The organism is Streptomyces sp. NPDC050508, from assembly GCF_040655155.1.
Taxonomy (GTDB): domain Bacteria; phylum Actinomycetota; class Actinomycetes; order Streptomycetales; family Streptomycetaceae; genus Streptomyces.
Genome location: NZ_JBFAJJ010000007.1, coordinates 1 through 15,503 on the forward strand (window position 1 = coordinate 1; position 15,503 = coordinate 15,503).

General features: G+C 71.0%; 11 protein-coding genes. All 11 read right to left on the reverse strand.

Features of this window, described 5'->3' with window-relative positions:
- Positions 1-91: 91 nt before the first annotated feature.
- Positions 92-1,843, reverse strand: a complete 1,752-nt coding sequence (locus tag AB0I69_RS20940) for an FHA domain-containing protein (RefSeq protein WP_363097135.1) — start codon at positions 1,841-1,843, stop codon at positions 92-94.
- Positions 1,844-1,884: 41 nt separating this feature from the next.
- The gene (locus AB0I69_RS20945) at positions 1,885-3,231 is read right to left on the reverse strand and encodes a VWA domain-containing protein (protein WP_363097136.1); all 1,347 of its coding nucleotides are present in this window, start codon (positions 3,229-3,231) and stop codon (positions 1,885-1,887) included.
- Between the two features lie 98 nt (positions 3,232-3,329).
- A complete protein-coding gene (locus AB0I69_RS20950; protein WP_363097137.1) occupies positions 3,330-4,670 on the reverse strand; it encodes a protein phosphatase 2C domain-containing protein in 1,341 nt (446 codons plus the stop codon).
- On the reverse strand, positions 4,671-7,211 hold the full coding sequence (locus tag AB0I69_RS20955) for a tetratricopeptide repeat protein (RefSeq protein WP_363097138.1): 2,541 nt from the start codon (positions 7,209-7,211) through the stop codon (positions 4,671-4,673).
- Between the two features lie 26 nt (positions 7,212-7,237).
- Positions 7,238-8,569 (reverse strand): hypothetical protein, encoded by a 1,332-nt coding sequence (locus tag AB0I69_RS20960; RefSeq protein WP_363097139.1) that lies wholly within the window; start codon positions 8,567-8,569, stop codon positions 7,238-7,240.
- Positions 8,570-8,638: 69 nt separating this feature from the next.
- Positions 8,639-9,697, reverse strand: a complete 1,059-nt coding sequence (locus tag AB0I69_RS20965) for a glutamate ABC transporter substrate-binding protein (RefSeq protein ID WP_363097140.1) — start codon at positions 9,695-9,697, stop codon at positions 8,639-8,641.
- Between the two features lie 14 nt (positions 9,698-9,711).
- Positions 9,712-11,157, reverse strand: a complete 1,446-nt coding sequence (locus AB0I69_RS20970) for a hypothetical protein (protein WP_363097141.1) — start codon at positions 11,155-11,157, stop codon at positions 9,712-9,714.
- 185 nt (positions 11,158-11,342) lie between these two features.
- Positions 11,343-12,314, reverse strand: a complete 972-nt coding sequence (locus AB0I69_RS20975; RefSeq protein WP_363097142.1) for a BadF/BadG/BcrA/BcrD ATPase family protein — start codon at positions 12,312-12,314, stop codon at positions 11,343-11,345.
- Positions 12,305-13,570 carry a 6-phospho-beta-glucosidase gene (locus tag AB0I69_RS20980; protein WP_363097143.1) on the reverse strand — a complete coding sequence of 422 codons (1,266 nt, stop codon included), beginning with the start codon at positions 13,568-13,570 and terminating at the stop codon, positions 12,305-12,307. The genes AB0I69_RS20975 and AB0I69_RS20980 overlap by 10 nt, the downstream gene beginning before the upstream one ends.
- Positions 13,571-13,659: 89 nt before the next feature.
- Positions 13,660-14,553 (reverse strand): carbohydrate ABC transporter permease, encoded by an 894-nt coding sequence (locus AB0I69_RS20985; protein WP_363097144.1) that lies wholly within the window; start codon positions 14,551-14,553, stop codon positions 13,660-13,662.
- Between the two features lie 2 nt (positions 14,554-14,555).
- The gene (locus AB0I69_RS20990; protein ID WP_019065641.1) at positions 14,556-15,497 is read right to left on the reverse strand and encodes a sugar ABC transporter permease; all 942 of its coding nucleotides are present in this window, start codon (positions 15,495-15,497) and stop codon (positions 14,556-14,558) included.
- Positions 15,498-15,503: the final 6 nt, after the last annotated feature.

Consider the following 15,503-nt stretch of genomic DNA (forward strand, 5'->3'; position numbering starts at 1 on the left):
TCGGCCACCGCACCTCCAGCGATCGGATCGGACGTCACCGCACATCCAACCGCCACGACCACCAACCCGGCCAACCGATGCGGTCACAGCACTAGCCGCGGCGGACCGTGATCGTCGTCCACGCGCCGACGTGCACCCGGTCGCCGTCCTGCAGCGGCACCGGCACGAAGGGCTGGATCGGCTCCTCGCCGCCGTTGACCGTCGTACCGTTCGTCGAGTTCTGGTCGACGACCGCCCAGCTGCCGTCGGGCTGCTGGACCAGTACCGCGTGCTGGTGCGAGACGCCCGGGTCCTCCGGCGGCACCGACAGGTCGATGTCGGGGGACTCGCCGGTGGAGTGGCGGCGGCGGCCGATGGTGATCTGGTTGCCGATGAGCTGCCGCTGCTGCTCGGGGGAGTACGCGGGCAGGTTGAGACCCGCGGCCTCCGGGCCCGAGCGCTGCATCATCGCCAGGAAGTAGTCGCGGTCCGGGCCGATCGTCGCCAGCCATGTCGTCGGCTGCTGCTGGTACGCCGGGCGGGGCGGGGGCGGGGCCTGGGTCGCACCGGGCTGCGGATAGCCGTAGCCGCCACCGCCCTGACCGGGACCGCCAGGTCCACCGGGACCGCCCGGAGAGCCGGGGGTCGGCGGGGAGATCACCCAGTCGTCGTCACCGCCGCCGAAGGACGGACCGCCCTGCTGCGGACGGTTCGTCTCCTGCGGGAACCCGGGCGGGGCCGGCGGCGCGGACTGCTGGAACGCCTGCGGGGCGCCGCTCGTCCCACCGGGGCCCGCGGGCGGGGTCGGTCCGGGCGGTGGCGGGACCGGCCGCGACGGGTCGGGGCCGAAGTTGGAGGGACCCTGCGGGTTCGGGGGCTCGTTGCCGAACGGTCCGGGCGGACCCTGCCGCTCGCCGCCGAAGGCGCCGGGCCGGCCGCCGCCGAACTCGCCCTGGCCGGGGCGCTCGTTGCCGAACTGGCCGCCGGGACCCGGGGGTTGCTCGTTGCCGAACGGTCCGGGCCGGCCGGACGCCTCGTTGCCGAAGGGCGCGGGCGGACCGGGGGGTTCGGTGCCGAAGGGGCGCGGGGGGCCGGACAGGTCGTTGTTGCCGAAGGGCGGGGGACCGCCACCCTGCCGCTCACCGCCGAAGCCCTGCGGGCCGGGTCCACCGGGGCCGCCAGGACCGCCGGGTCCGCCTTGCCGGTCGTTGCCGAAGCCCTGCTGCGGGCCGGGACCGCCAGGGCCGCCCTGTCGCTCGTTGCCGAAGCCCTGCGAGCCCGGACCGCCGGGGCCTCCGGGTCCGCCCTGTCGCTCGTTGCCGAAGCCCTGCGCACCGGGTCCGCCCGGACCACCGGGCCCACCCTGCCGTTCGCCGCCGCCGAAGCCACCGGGGCCGTTGGGACCGCCAGGCGCACCCGGTCGTCCCGTCGGTTCGGTGCCGAACGGGGGTATCGGCTCGGCGGGCCGGTTCATCTGTGAGGGGCGTGAACCCTGGTACTCGTAGGAGTCACCGCCGTACGACTGGCCGGGCGGGGGCTGCTGCTGGAAGCGTGCGGCCGGGCTCGGGCCGGGGGCCGACGGGCGCGGGGCGGCCGGGGTGTACGAGGTCGCCGTGTTCGTGAGGAAGTTCCATCGGCACTCCTCGCAGAACGGCGCACCCCCCTCACGGGGCGTACGGCACTGCGGGCAGAGCTCCGCCTCGGCGGACGGGTTCGGGCGACCGCCGGGCGCGGGCGGCGGGAAGCCGTAGCCGCCGCCGGGGGGCGGTGGAGGGGGCGGGGGTACGGCACCGGCCATGCGGTGACCGCAGACCTCGCACCAGTCGTCGGAACCCGACTGGTGTCCGTTCGGGCAGGTCGGCATGTCGGCGCGTCCCCCTTTCGCACAGGGTCGTTCTAGCTAGGTCACTTCTTTACACGAACAGTCTTTGTGGACCGTGTTTCGAGAGTCATCTCGTCGGCCTCCGCGACCTTCGCCTTCAGTCGCACAGTACCCGCCGCGGCATCGACCACGTCCACCACCTTCGCAAGCAGTTTCGCAGTATCCGCGTTTCCGGAGACGCTGGCGAGCTGAACGGCCCGTCCCAGTTTGGCCGTTGCTCCATCGACATCACCCGATTTGCGGAGATCAAGCCCTTGTTGGATGACTTGTGCCAGTTCGGCCTGGCCGGTGTAGTGCGCGACCTGCGGATTGATGGACGTGGACGCCACCATGTCGTCGGTCCACACGGCCTTCACCAGGCCCTGGGCGCCCAGGTTTTGGGTACTTCCGTCGGGCTGCGGGACGACCAGCGAGACCCGGGCGGCGAGCATCTCCTGGCCGATGCCGGCCTCGGGGACCTCGACGCACACGTGGTAGTCACGGGACTCGTCTCCCCAGGACCCGGTGGGGTAGTCCCCGGCGCGGGGGCCCGCCTCGGTGCGGCGGTCGGTCAACTCCTCGACCCTGGGCGCGACTTGCTTGACGAACTTGATGGCGGTGCCCACCGGCGTCCACAGCCGCAGCGCGACGTCCGCGACCTCCTTGCCCATCGCCGCCTCCATCATCTGCGTGAAGTCGGTGGCGAGGTTCGCCGGGTCGGCGACGATGTCGGCGGTGCCGAGCAGCGCGGAGGCGATCCCTGTGACTTCTTTCACTTCCCAGTCGGTGCCGACGCCCCGGGCGTCACAGGTGAACCGTCCGGCGCAGGAGCCGAGCGCGGCCTTCAGGTCCTCCGGCGCCTCGTGCTCGTTGCGACCGTCGGTGAGCAGGATGCCGTGGCGGATGGAGACGTCCGCCGAGGACAGCAGCCGGTCGGCCAGCCGCAGCCAGGTGCCGATGGCCGTACCGCCGCCCGCGCTCAGCTTGCGCAGCGCCTGCTTGGCCTGGTCGCGGGTCCGGGAGTCGGCGACCGCGAGCGCGCCGCCGCCCGGATAGACCTCCTTGGCGACATGCGTGCCGCCGATCACCGCGAAGTGCACCCCGTCACGCAGGGTGTCGATCGCGGCGGCCGTGGCGTCCCGGGCGTTGCGCATCTTGGTCGGGGGATAGTCCATCGACCCCGAACAGTCGACCATGATCGCCACGGCCGCGTCCGGGCCCTGACCGGCCGAGTACAGATGGGGCGCCGCGACCGCGCTCCCGACGGTGCCGCCGCCGGTCGAGGTCACGGTGACGATCGCGTTGACCTCGCGTCCGCCCTCCGGCAGGTACTCGTTCTGGTACACGTCGACCGAGAACTGTGGCACGTTCGACTTCGAGAAATTGGCCATGCCTACTCTGATCCCCCTCAAGTACCCCACCTGAATGGGGCGATGACTATATGCGGACCGGTCCCCACCGGTCCGAGGCCGCCCCCGTTTGTACGGCCTCAGCCGATTACTGCCCCTTGCGGCGGGGCCGGGAACGGCACGACGGCCACTGTTACGTTGTCGTGGCCCCCGCCGTCCAGCGCGTGGCCGACCAGGACCTGGGCGCTGTGCAGCGGGCGGACCATGGCATCGGGGGGCACGACCTCGGCCATCTCCTCGGCCGACTCCGCGTAGTTCCACAGGCCGTCCGTGCACACCACCACTACACCCGGCCGGTCCGGCTTGAAGGAAGCCGTGTGCGGCTCCAGTTCGTACGCGTCCGCGCCGAGCCAGCCGGTGATCGCGTGGGCGCGCTCGTCGGCGTAGGCCTCCGCCTCGCTCATCAGGCCCGCGGCGACCATCTGCGCCGCCCACGAATCGTCCTCGGTGAGCCGGGCCGGCGGTGAACTGCGGTCCACCGGGATCCAGTAGGCGCGGCTGTCGCCGACCCAGCCGACCACGAGGAGCGCCGGGGTGACGACGGAGGCGACCAGGGTGCAGGCCGGCGCGTTCTGGTGCGGGGCGTGCTCGCGGGCCGTCGCGGGCTCCTCGGCAAGGGAGTTGACCGCGTGCGAGGCCGCGATGATCGCCTCGTGCATCGCCTGCTGCGGGTGCGTGCCCTGCGGCAGCGCGGTCAGCAGCGACTCGCCCGCCTTCCGGGACGCGGCCAGCGAGGCCGCGTCGGGCCGGGTCGCCGAGGACACCCCGTCGCACACGACCGCCACGAGCGCGGGCGTCCCGTCGGGCAGCGCGCACTGTCCTACGGCGAAGGCGTCCTCGTTGCGATGGTGGCGCAGCCCGCGGTCGCTGACCGCCGCGAGGGGGCCCAACTCCTGTTCCATGTGGTCGCGTTCGCGGGGCTGGGCGTGCCCGCAGTTCTCGCAGTAGCCGTCGGGGTCGACCCGGCCGGACCGGCAGGCCACACACACCTTGGTGCCCTCCGCGGGGGTCGGCGGGTCGGCGGCGACCCGCGGGTCCGGCGCCTGCAACGGGTACTCGTCGGGCTCCGGCGGCCGGTCGAACCGTACGCCCGTGGCCGGGGACAGCGGCGAACCGGACGGCGGGAGCGGGGCGTTGGACGGCAGCGGGGTGCCGCCCGAGTCCGTGCCGGCCAGATCCGTCGGCAGATGGACCGTCGGCGGGCTCTCGGAGCCCTCGGGCTGGGGTACCACGGGCCAGTCCACGTCCGCGGCCTCCTCGGGAGGGTGCGCCGAGCCGTTCATGGTGAGCGTCGGGTGGTCGTCCGGCGGTGCGGGCACCGCGGACAGGTCGTATCCGCACGCACCGCAGAAGCGGTCACCCGACTCCAGCGGCTCTTCGCAGCTCGGGCAGGCGGAGAGCTGGGGCATCTGCGACATCAACTACACCCACGTCCGGGGGCGGTAACGGTTGGCACGTTCCACCAGGTCGATCCTCTCCTCGCCGCCCCGCGCCAGCCGGGCCAGCGTGCGGTACGAACGCTCCAGGCCGAAGCGGAGTCCCCGCTCGTCCAGCTCGCTGCCGAGCAGCTCCCGCCGCGTCGGCGGCACGGAACCCTGGCCTCCGGAGAGTATCCAGTCGAGGGCACAGCCGAGGACCTCGGCCGACAACTGCTCGCGCCGGACCGCGTCCAGACCGTATCCCTCCAGCGCTTCCACCTGCCCGGCGGACGCCGTCAGATCGTCCAGGAACGGCGTGTCGCCGGCCGTAGCGGTCCGCCGCCGAAGCCGCGCCCGTACGGCGGCCACCCGCGCGGCCGTGTAGTGGATCGACGCCTCGGGCACCGACTCCAGCGCCCGTACGGAGCCATGGCGGTCGCCCGTCGCGAGCTGGACGCGGGCCAGCCCGAAGGCCGCGCTCACATAGCTCGGGTCGGTCGACCACACCAGCCGGTAGTACTCGGCCGCGTTGTCCAGCTGCCCCAGCACCTCGGCGCACAGCCCGAGCGCCAGCTTCGGCGCGGGCTCGCCCGGGAAGGCGTCGTAGATCGCGTCGAAGGACAGCGCGGCGGCCTCGAAGTCACGGGTCGCCAGCGCGGCCACGCCCGTGTACCAGACCACCCGCCAGTCGTCGGGCCGCTCGTCCTCCAGCTTCGCCAGGGCGTCCAGCGCGGTGTACGAGTCGCCGTTCTCCAGCCAGGCCCGGATCTGCCGCAGCCGGGTCTCGACGGACGGCGACGGCGCGGACGCGAGGGCACCGAGCAGTTCGGTCGCCGCGGTCGTCATCAGGCCCGCCAGGAAACCCGCGTTGGGGTCGGTCGGGTCCACGTGCGGGACGGGCAGGGCGAGCGCGACGGCGGGGGAGTCGACCTGCTTGACGATGCCCGGCGTACCGCCGTTGAGCCCGTTGACCGCCGCGTCGCCGGCCGGCCGCTCGGCGACCGCGGTGCGGGAGCGGGCGGCCAGGACTCGCTTCGGCGGCTGCACCACCCGCGCCCCGAGCGACGACACGTCGCCGTCCAGCTTCGGGAACAACTCCGTGTCCGTGACCTTCAGTTCGGGCCCGAACAGGGTGGACAGGGACGGGCGGGCGCGGCCGGTCTGCAGCGAGACGACCTCGCGCAGGACACCCGTCAGCTGCTCGGCCATCTCCTGCGCGGAGGCGAACCGGCGGGCCGGGTCGGGGTCGGTGGCGCGGACCAGGAGCCGGTAGAACGACTCGTAGCGGCGGAAGACCTCGATGTTGTCGGGGTCGGGCAGGGAGTCCACGAAGACGTTCGTGTAGCCCTGGAAGTCGAAGGTCATCACCGCGAGCGTGCGGGCGACCGTGTACAGGTCGCTCGCCACCGACGGGCCGACCTCCGCGACCTCCGGCGCCTGATAGCCCACCGTGCCGTAGATGGCCGACTCGTCGTCGTCCATTCTGCGCACCGCGCCCATGTCGATCAGCTTGAGCTGGTCCTCGGTCTGGATCGCGTTGTCGACCTTGAAGTCGCAGTACAGCAGGTTGCGGCTGTGCAGGTGGCCGAGCGCCTCCAGCGCCTCGATGCCGTACGCGCACGCCTGCTCCACCGGCAGCGGATCGCGCTTCCCGGTCGCCGTACGACGGTCGTTGGCGATCTCCTTGAGGGACTTGCCGCCGACGTACTCCATGACGATGTAGCCGTCCAGCGAACCCGTCCGCTGGTCCAGGTGCTCCACGAAGTTGTAGATCCGCACGATGTTGGCGTGCTCGATCTCGGCGAGGAAGCGCCGCTCGGAGATCGCGGCGGCCATCGCGTCCTCGTCACCGGTGTCGAGGAGACCCTTGAGCACCACCCAGCGGTCGGAGACCGCACGGTCCACGGCGAGGTAGACCCAGCCCAGGCCGCCGTGCGCCAGACAGCCCATGACCTCGTACTGGCCGTGCACGACGTCACCGGTGGTCAGCTTGGGCGTGAACGAGTACGGGTTGCCGCACTTGGTGCAGAAACCCTCCGTACGCCCCGGGCTGTCGCCGCGGGCCCGCCCCACCGGCGCACCGCAGTCCGAGCGCGAGCAGAACCGCTTCCGCTCGGGCACCTCCGGGTTCTCCAGGACCATCTCGCGCGGGTCGGGCCGCGGCACGGCCGGCACCTGCACCAGGCCGACACCGAGCCGGCCGCGGCTGGAGGTCCCCGACGACGAGCCGGAGCTGCGCACCGACACCGAGCGGCTGGAGGACTGCCCCGACTCCGAGCGCGAGAGCCGTCCCGACACCGAGCGCCGCGACTTCGACGACTGCGACGACGTACGCGAACTACGGCTGCTGGCACGGGAACTGCTGCCCGAACCCCGCGAGCCCCTGCCGCCGCCGGTCATCCCGGTGGGCGGCGAGCTGATCGCGCCGCTCTGCGACACCACCGGCGCCAGACCGCACGTGTCGCAGTACAGCTCGCCGCCGCCCACGTCCTCGTACGACCCCTCGCAGCCGGGCCGTTGACACTTCCGCTGTGCCTCACTCATGACCGACCCCGCTTCTCCCTCGTCACTCACGCGCCCGGCCCCCTCAGGTCCTCGGGACCACCCTGCGGCTGTGCCCGCGGAGCACTGAGCTGCTCGGCTGCCGCGTGCTGGTAGCGCAGCACCGCCTGTTCGGCGACGCGCAGGTCACAGGGCGCGCTCCACAGCATGCGGCGCGCCGCGTCGTACCGCTCGATGAGGAACGGGTCCTCCGCGAGGCCGTGCCGGGCGACCTTCGCCTTGTACGCGTCGAGGCGGCCGCGCAGCTCCGCGCGGACCGCCAGCGGCTGGGTGACCGCCGTCAACGACTCGCGGGCGCGCAGCAGTTCGTCCTCCGCCTTCTGCTCCAGGGACTCCAGGAGCGGGGACAGCCGGTGCCACTGGGCGTGTCTGCGGTACTCGGCGGCCGTCGACAGCTGCTCCTGCAGCACGGTCGGCGGTCCGCTGACGACCGGCACCTCCGTGGCGGCGATCTTCGCGAGGACCTCGCCGCGCGCGGTGCGCGCCTCGGCGAGCGTGCGGTCCGCGCGGGAGAGCACGTCCCGCAGCTTCACCAGGCGTGCCTCCGCGTCCTGCCGGACGGTCAGCACGGCGTCGATCTCGCGGCGTACGTCCTCCAGGGCGCGCGCCTCTCGGTCGTAGATCGTGGTGTCCGGTCGGCCTCCGCCGGGTGCCGAACTGCCCTGCGCGCGCACCCAGAAGGCCAGCGGGTCGGAGATGACCCGCTCGCGCAGGCCGGTCAGGGTGTGGGTGATGCGCTCCAGGTCGTCGCCCGCCGGGTGTTCGCCCGGGCGGACGCCGACGGAGTGGGCGAGCTGGCGGGTGCGCTGCAACTCCGCGGCCAGTAAATCGATCCGGGCGGGCAGCGCCGACCACACCGCGTCGGACGTGACAACCATGTCAAGAGAGTTCGCGTACAGGTCGTTCATCTCGTCGACGAGCGCGCTCAGCGAGAACTGGTGGCTCAGCTTGCTCGAACCGCCGGTCAGCGTCGGCATGTTGGCCGTCGCCGTGGTGGAACCGGCGACCGTGACGGACTCGCCGCGCAGCAGCTCGGTCAGCTCGACCAGGTCCTCACGGCTGGACCAGCGGCGCCGCGAGCGGATGCTCTGGGCGGCGTGGAACGCGTCCGTGTACGCGTCGAAGTACGCCCACAGCAGCGTGATCGACGCGTCCGTGGACACCCAGCGCTCCTTGGTCGTGCCGGTGAGCTCGGCGCCTTCGAGGAGTCTGCGGCCCGCGTGGTCCTGCAGGGCGAGGAGCGAGGTCTCGATGGCCTCGTGCTCCGCGCCGAGCCGCGCCAGCGCACGGTCCACCTCGTCCCGGTCCATTACCGGCCCGGGGGGTCCCGTGACGCCCATCGATCACCTCTCGCTGCGTTGTGTTCCGTCGGTGGTCCGTGTCTGTGCCGTTCGGTGGTCGACGATCCGTCACTTGTACTGCGGTACGGGCGGGTTGGCCGACTTCGAGTCGGCCTGCAGGGTGGGCTGCAGCCATTTCGTGTACGACGCCCGCCAGCCGGTGGGGCTGGTGCGGTAGGTCTCCAGTATCCGGTTGACCCGGCGTACCAGATCGGTGGCCTTCAGATTCATCGCCACGCCGTAGTACTCGGTGGTGAAGGGGCTGCCCTTCAGCTCCACCGTCGGGTCCTGCGCGGCCTGGCTGGCGGCGAGCGCGCCGTCGGTCACCACCGCGTCGGCCTCGCCGAGTTGGAGCTTCACCAGACAGTCCAGCTGGTTGGGGACGGGCTTCATGATCTCGACGCTCGCGGGGATCTTGTGGCCCTTGTCCGCGTTCAGATGGTCGTTCGCCGTGGAGGTCGCCGCTGAGCAGATCCGCTTGCCGGCGAGGGAGTTGTTGTAGCCCGTGATCGTCGACACCTTCGGGGCGAGGACCTGCTGGCCGGTGACGAAGTACGGGGCGGAGAAGGCGACTTGCTCGGCGCGGGTGCAGGTGATCGTCATGGTGCGGACGACCATGTCGACGCGGTTCTTCTGGATCGCCGGGATGCGCTCGTTGGTCGGGATGGCCAGGAACTGGATGCTGTTGTCGGTGTAGGCGCTGCCGAAGATGTTCTTGGCGATGGCCGTGACGAGGTCGATGTCGAAACCCGCCAGGTCACCCTTGGCACTGTTCGGATCGCGGTAGCCCCAGCGGTAGCTGTTCTGGTCGACGCCCACCCGCAGGACGCCGCGGGCCTTGATGGCGTCGATCGTGGTGCCCCCGGCGTCCGACGGGGACGGGCTCTGGTTCTGGATGGTGCTCTCGTCGCACTTGGGGGCCTTGGCCTGGGTGCCCTGGGTCGTGCGCTGTCCGTCGAGGTCCGCGCCGGCCTCGCCGCGCGACTGGGTGAGCGGCAGCAGCAGGACGAACGCGACCGCGAGGACGCAGACGGCCGCCATCGCACCCACCCCGCCCCAGCCCTTCAGGCTGATCCGCAGGCGTCGTACTGCCCTCAGGCGGCGAAAAAAGTCACTGCGTGCTCGCATGGTCACGCCCCCCTTCACCGGTACTCCGACAGCCTGCGCCCGATGCCCAGTACAGCGCCGGCCGCGCCCAGCACGGCGAGCACCGCGGCGCCGACGGTGAGGCCCGTCATGGCGTCCAGGCCGTCACCCGCGGACCGCTGGAACTCCTTGGTCTCGTGGGTCAGCGCCTGATCCAGCGAGGCGTCCACGGACTTGAAGCACTCGGCCGTCGCGCCGTCCTTGCCGATGACACCGTCGCGGGCCTTCTGGTAGTCGCCCGCGTTGTTGTCGTCGCTGACCTTGTTGTGGCGGGATATCCACACCGTCATGGAGCTGTTGGCGACCGCGACGGGCTTGCGGCCCGCGGAGTCGTCGGCGAGCGAGTCGGCCTTTTTCAGGCCCTTGCCCAGCGCGGCGATCTCCTGGTCGTAGCCCCAGTCGTAGGCGTCCATGACCGTGCCGTCCGCGAGTTGATGGGTCTCGGCGCCGCGGCTGACCAGCGTCAGGTTCTCGTCGCTTCGGGCCTTCAGGGAGGCGATGCGGGCGTCGTGCAGCACGTTGAGCGACTTGACCCCGTGGTCGTAGGAGTCGTTGAGGCCCGCGCGGGCGACGGTGTGGCCGACGACCACCCACAGCAGGACGACGGCGGTGGTGGCGGAGGCGGCGACCAGGCCCTGGTTCAGCACGCGGTTCGTGCGCTGGTAGTGGCGCCGCTGGGCGTAGGCCAGACCGCCGAGTGCGAGGACCCCGAGACCGATCGCGAACCAGGGGTACGGTGTCGCGTCCGCGTAGTCGGCGCTCAGCCGCGCGTTCTCGTTCTTGTAGAGCTCCTGGGCCTTCGGGAGCATCTGGTTCTGCATGGTGTCGTTCGCGGCGCGCAGATAGGCGCCGCCGACCGGGAAGCCCTGCCGGTTGTTGGCGCGGGCCGACTCGACCAGGCCCTTGTATTCCGGGAGGAGTTCGTTGAGCTTCTTGATGATGGCCGCGGACGACGAGCCCGGGTCGGTGTTGGCGGCGGCCGTGACGAGCTTCGAGGCGGCCGTCTTGATGTCGAGCTCGTACTGGTCGCGGGTCGCCTGGGTCTCCTGCAGGCCCGCCAGATAGCCGCTGGCCGCCATCGTGTTGGCGTCCGCGAGCGAGCGGTAGATGTCCGCCGCGTCGGAGCTGAGCGGCTGGCTGTGGTGGAGCACGTCGCCGGCGGCCGTGGCGCGGCTGTCGGTCTGCCAGGCGGTGACCGCGCCGAACGCCACCACCAGCACGGCCAGCAGCGCGCCGATGGCCCGCAGTCGGCCCGGCTCGGTGGTGGCCGCCGCGCGCAGCCGGTCGACGCCCTCGGCGAACGCCGTGCGGCGCGCGGGTGCGGCGTCCGGCGTGCGCCGGGGCGCGGGCGCCCCTGACCGGCCCGACTGCGGTGGCAGCACCGGCATCGTGGGCGCGCCGGAGCCCGGTGGCGCCGTACTGCTCTTCGGCGGTTGTGTCACTGCTGACCTCCCCCAGGGTCATCCCGTCGTCGCAAGTATCGCCGCCAGGACTGACATTCCGCACGGGCCTTCACTGGATCTTGATCGGATCGCAGCGTGATGTCCGGATTTCCGGCACCACACAACGCCCCGCACCGCCCCCTTGTCCATGAATACGCCGTGGGAATCTGTTCGGTTCCCGGGTGTCAGTGCTCGTAATAGGCCCTGGCCCGCGCGTGTGCCTCGGCCGGGACGCCCACGTGGTCCAGGCCGAGCAGGACGGCGCCGAGGACCGGCCGCGCGGTGACCACCGTCGCCACCGCCTTGGGCGCTCTGGCAGCCAGCAACTCCCTTATACGGTCGTCCAGTTGGGGATGCCGGGCGGCGAGGACGCTGCCGCCGAGCAGCACCGGCGCCTCCTCGTCGAGCAGGTCGAGGCGGGTCAGCGCGACCGTCGCCATCGCCACCACCTCGTCGGCCAGCCTGTCGACGATGGAGCGGGCCACCCGGTCGCCGTCCACAGCCGTCGCGAACAGCACCGGCGTCAACTCGTGCCGGCGACGGTGCGCGACGTGTTCGAGATGCAGGGCTTCGAGCAGGTCGTACATCGAGTCCAGGCCGAAGTACGCCGGGAGCGTGCGCGCCAGCGCCGTAGGGCCACCGCGTCCGTCCTCGGCGCGTGCCGCGTGCCACAGGGCCTCTTCCGCCAGGCCCCAACCGCCGCCCCAGTCACCGGAGATACGGCCCAGCGCCGGGAAGCGGGCGGTGCGGCCGTCGGGCCGCATGCCGACGCAGTTGATGCCGGCCCCGCACACCACGGCGACACCGCGCGGCTCCGGGATGCCCGCCCGCAGCACCGCGAACGTGTCGTTGCGGACCTCCACGCTCGTGCCCCACCCGCGCGCGTGCAGCGCGGCGGCCAACTGCTCCTCCTCCACGGGGAAGTCGGCGTTGGCGAGACAGGCCGACACATGGTCGACCGCGCTCACCCCCGCGTCCGCGAAGGCGCGGGCGACGGCTTCGGCGACGTTGTCCACGGCCGTCTCGACGCCCACGACCGGCGGCCGGAACCCGCCGCCGCGGGCGGTGGCGAGGACTTCCCCGTCGGCCGCCACGACCGCGACGTCGGTCTTGCTGTTGCCCGCGTCGACGGCGAGGACACTTGCGGTCAGGCCCACGCGAGGTGCTCCCGGTTGTGCGCGATCAGCTGGTCGGTCAGGGCTTCGGCGTACTCGTACTGGCCGATCAGGGGATGCGAGAGCAGCGCCCGGAACACCCGGTCCCGGCCACCGCGCAGCGCGGCCTCCAGAGCGAGGTCCTCGTACGCCGTCACGTTGGCCATCAACCCCGCGTACAGCGGATCAACTTCCGCTACGGCAAGGGGAGTCGCGCCCTTGGCGCCGACGGCGGCCTGCACCTCGATCACCGCGTCGTCCGGCAGGAACGGCAGCGTGCCCCTGTTGTACGTGTTGACGACTTGGTAGGGGCTGCCGCCCGCGCCGAGCAGCGAGGCTGCCAGGTCGACGGCGGCTTCGGAGTAATAGGCCCCGCCGCGCTTGGCGAGCAGCGCGGGCTTCTCGTCGAGGGCCGGGTCGGCGTACATCTTCAGCAACTCACGTTCCATCTCGGCCACTTGGGAGGCCCGGGACGGCTTGGTGCGCAGTTCCCGTACGACCTCGTCGTGCGCGTAGAAGTAGCGCAGGTAGTACGACGGGACCACGCCGAGCCGGTCGAGCAGGACCCGGGGCAGGCTCAGGTCGGCGGCGATGGCGTCGCCGTGTTCGCCGAGCAGCTTGGGCAGCACGTTCTCGCCCTCGGGACCGCCCAGCCGCACACCGGTTTCCCAGGTGAGGTGGTTGAGGCCCACATGGTCGAGGTGCACATCGTTCGGGGTGACACCGAGGAGTCCGGCGAACTTCCGCTGGAATCCGATCGCCACGTTGCACAGGCCGACTGCCTTGTGTCCGGCCTGGAGCAGGGCGCGGGTCACGATCCCCACCGGGTTGGTGAAGTCGATGATCCAGGCGTCCGGGTTCGCACGGCGGACCCGTTCCGCGATGTCGAGGACCACCGGTACGGTCCGCAGCGCCTTGGCGAGGCCGCCCGCGCCGGTCGTCTCCTGGCCGACGCAGCCGCACTCCAGCGGCCAGGTCTCGTCCTGCTCACGGGCCGCCTGCCCGCCGACCCGGAGCTGGAGCAGCACCGCGTCGGCGCCCTCGACGCCGGCGTCCAGGTCGTCCGTCGTGACGATCCGGCCGGGGTGCCCCTGCTTGGCGAAGATGCGGCGGGCCAACCCGCCGACCAGTTCCAGGCGTTCGGGTGCCGGGTCGACGAGGACGAGTTCCTCGACGGGCAGGGTGTCCCTCAACCGGGCGAAGCCGTCGATGAGTTCGGGTGTGTAGGTCGAGCCTCCGCCGACCACGGTCAGTTTCACTGGAGGTTTCCTCGCTTCCGGGCGCCGGGGACGGTTTTCATCTGCCGGGGGTCCTGGGGTTGTCCCCCGGGAAGGCACAGCATGCGGGGTTAACCCTTCACTCCGGTGAGCGTGACGCCCTCGACGAACGCCTTCTGCGCGAAGAAGAACACGAGGATCACAGGGGCCATGACCAGCACGGTCGCGGCCATGGTGAGGTTCCAGTCGGTGTGGTGCGCGCCCTTGAACGACTCCAGGCCGTAACTCAGCGTCCAGGCACCGGGGTTCTCGGACGCGTAGATCTGCGGCCCGAAGTAGTCGTTCCAGGCGTAGAAGAACTGGAAGAGCGCCACAGCGGCGATACCGGGCTTGGCCATCGGCAGGACGACCCGCACGAGCGTCTTGAAGTCGCCGCAGCCGTCGACCTTCGCCGCGTCCAGGTACTCGTTCGGGATGGTCATCAGGAACTGGCGGAGCAGGAAGATCGAGAACGCGTCCCCGAACGCCATCGGGATGATCAGCGGCCACAGGGTGCCGGACAGGTCCAACTGCTTTGCCCAGAACAGGTACATGGGGATGATCACGACCTGCGGCGGCAGCATCATCATCGAGATGACCAGCATCAGCGACAGATTCCGGCCCCGGAAGCGGAACTTGGCGAGCGCGTACGCCACCGGGATCGACGACACGACGGTCAGGACGGTGCCGAGACCGGCGTAGATCAGCGTGTTCTTCCACCAGGTGAGGAAGCCCGGGGTGTCGAAGACCTTCTTGTAGTTGCCCCACTCCCAGGTGTGCGGGATGAGGTCGCGGCTCAGGGCCTGGCTGTCGCTCATCAGCGAGGTCAGGAACACGAACACGAAGGGGAGCGTGAAGAAGAGGGCCGCGGCGACGCCGAGCGAGTGGACGGCGATCCACTCCATGAGCGCCTTGCGGCGGGCGACGCGCTCGGCGGGGGTCACCGGCGCCCTCAATTCCACGGGCTTGTCGAGTACTTGGGCCATGGTCAGTCACCTGCCAGGTTGAGGCCGCCCCGGCGCCGCATCAAGAACGCGGTGAACACCATCGACAGGGCGAACAGGACGAGTGCCACCACGCAGGCCGAGCCGTAGTCGAAGCGCTGGAAGCCGAGGTTGTAGACGAGCTGGGGGAGGGTGAGCGTGGACTTCTCCGGGTAGCCGGGTTCGAACTGCGTGCCGGCGCCCTGGATGACGCCGGACGCGACCTTCCCGGCGATGAGGGGCTGTGTGTAGTACTGCATGGTCTGGATCACGCCGGTGACGACGGCGAACATCACGATGGGCGAGATGTTCGGCAGCGTGACGTACCGGAACCGCTGCCAGGCCGAGGCGCCGTCCAACTCCGCTGCCTCGTACTGCTCTTGGGGTACGTCGAGCAGCGCGGCCATGAAGATGACCATGAGGTCGCCGATGCCCCAGAGGGCGAGCAGGGTGAGGGCCGGCTTGGACCAGGTGGGGTCGTTGAACCAGCCCGGGGCCGGGATGCCGACCTTCTCCAGGATCGAATTGACCGGTCCCGTACCGGGGTTGAGGAGGAACGCGAACGCCATCGTCGCGGCCACCGGCGGGGCGAGGTACGGCAGGTAGAAGAGCGTGCGGAAGACGCCCGTCGCCGTCTTGATCTTGGTGATCAACAGGCCGACGCCGAGCCCGAACACGACCCGGAGCGAGACCATCACCACGACCAGCCACAGGGTGTTGCGCATCGCGGGCCAGAAGTACGGATAGTTCTTGAAGACGTACGTCCAGTTCTTCGTCCCCACCCACGTCGGCGGCTTGAAACCGTCGTAGTGCATGAACGAGAAATAGACCGTCGAGATCAGCGGGTACGCGAAGAAGACCGCGAAGCCGATCAGCCAGGGCGACATGAAGGCGAGTGTCCGAAGCGCCGACCGGCGGCGCTTCGACGCCAGGGTAATTGTGCTCATCCCGCT

What these genes read in the sequence shown, in the direction of transcription:
- AB0I69_RS20955 (WP_363097138.1), bottom strand. Translation starts at nt 7,211, where the DNA reads ATGAGTGAGGCACAGCGGAAGTGTCAACGGCCCGGCTGCGAGGGGTCG.
- AB0I69_RS20940 (WP_363097135.1), bottom strand. Translation starts at nt 1,843, where the DNA reads ATGCCGACCTGCCCGAACGGACACCAGTCGGGTTCCGACGACTGGTGC.
- AB0I69_RS20990 (WP_019065641.1), bottom strand. Translation starts at nt 15,497, where the DNA reads ATGAGCACAATTACCCTGGCGTCGAAGCGCCGCCGGTCGGCGCTTCGG.
- AB0I69_RS20985 (WP_363097144.1), bottom strand. Translation starts at nt 14,553, where the DNA reads ATGGCCCAAGTACTCGACAAGCCCGTGGAATTGAGGGCGCCGGTGACC.
- AB0I69_RS20945 (WP_363097136.1), bottom strand. Translation starts at nt 3,231, where the DNA reads ATGGCCAATTTCTCGAAGTCGAACGTGCCACAGTTCTCGGTCGACGTG.
- AB0I69_RS20965 (WP_363097140.1), bottom strand. Translation starts at nt 9,697, where the DNA reads ATGCGAGCACGCAGTGACTTTTTTCGCCGCCTGAGGGCAGTACGACGC.
- AB0I69_RS20960 (WP_363097139.1), bottom strand. Translation starts at nt 8,569, where the DNA reads ATGGGCGTCACGGGACCCCCCGGGCCGGTAATGGACCGGGACGAGGTG.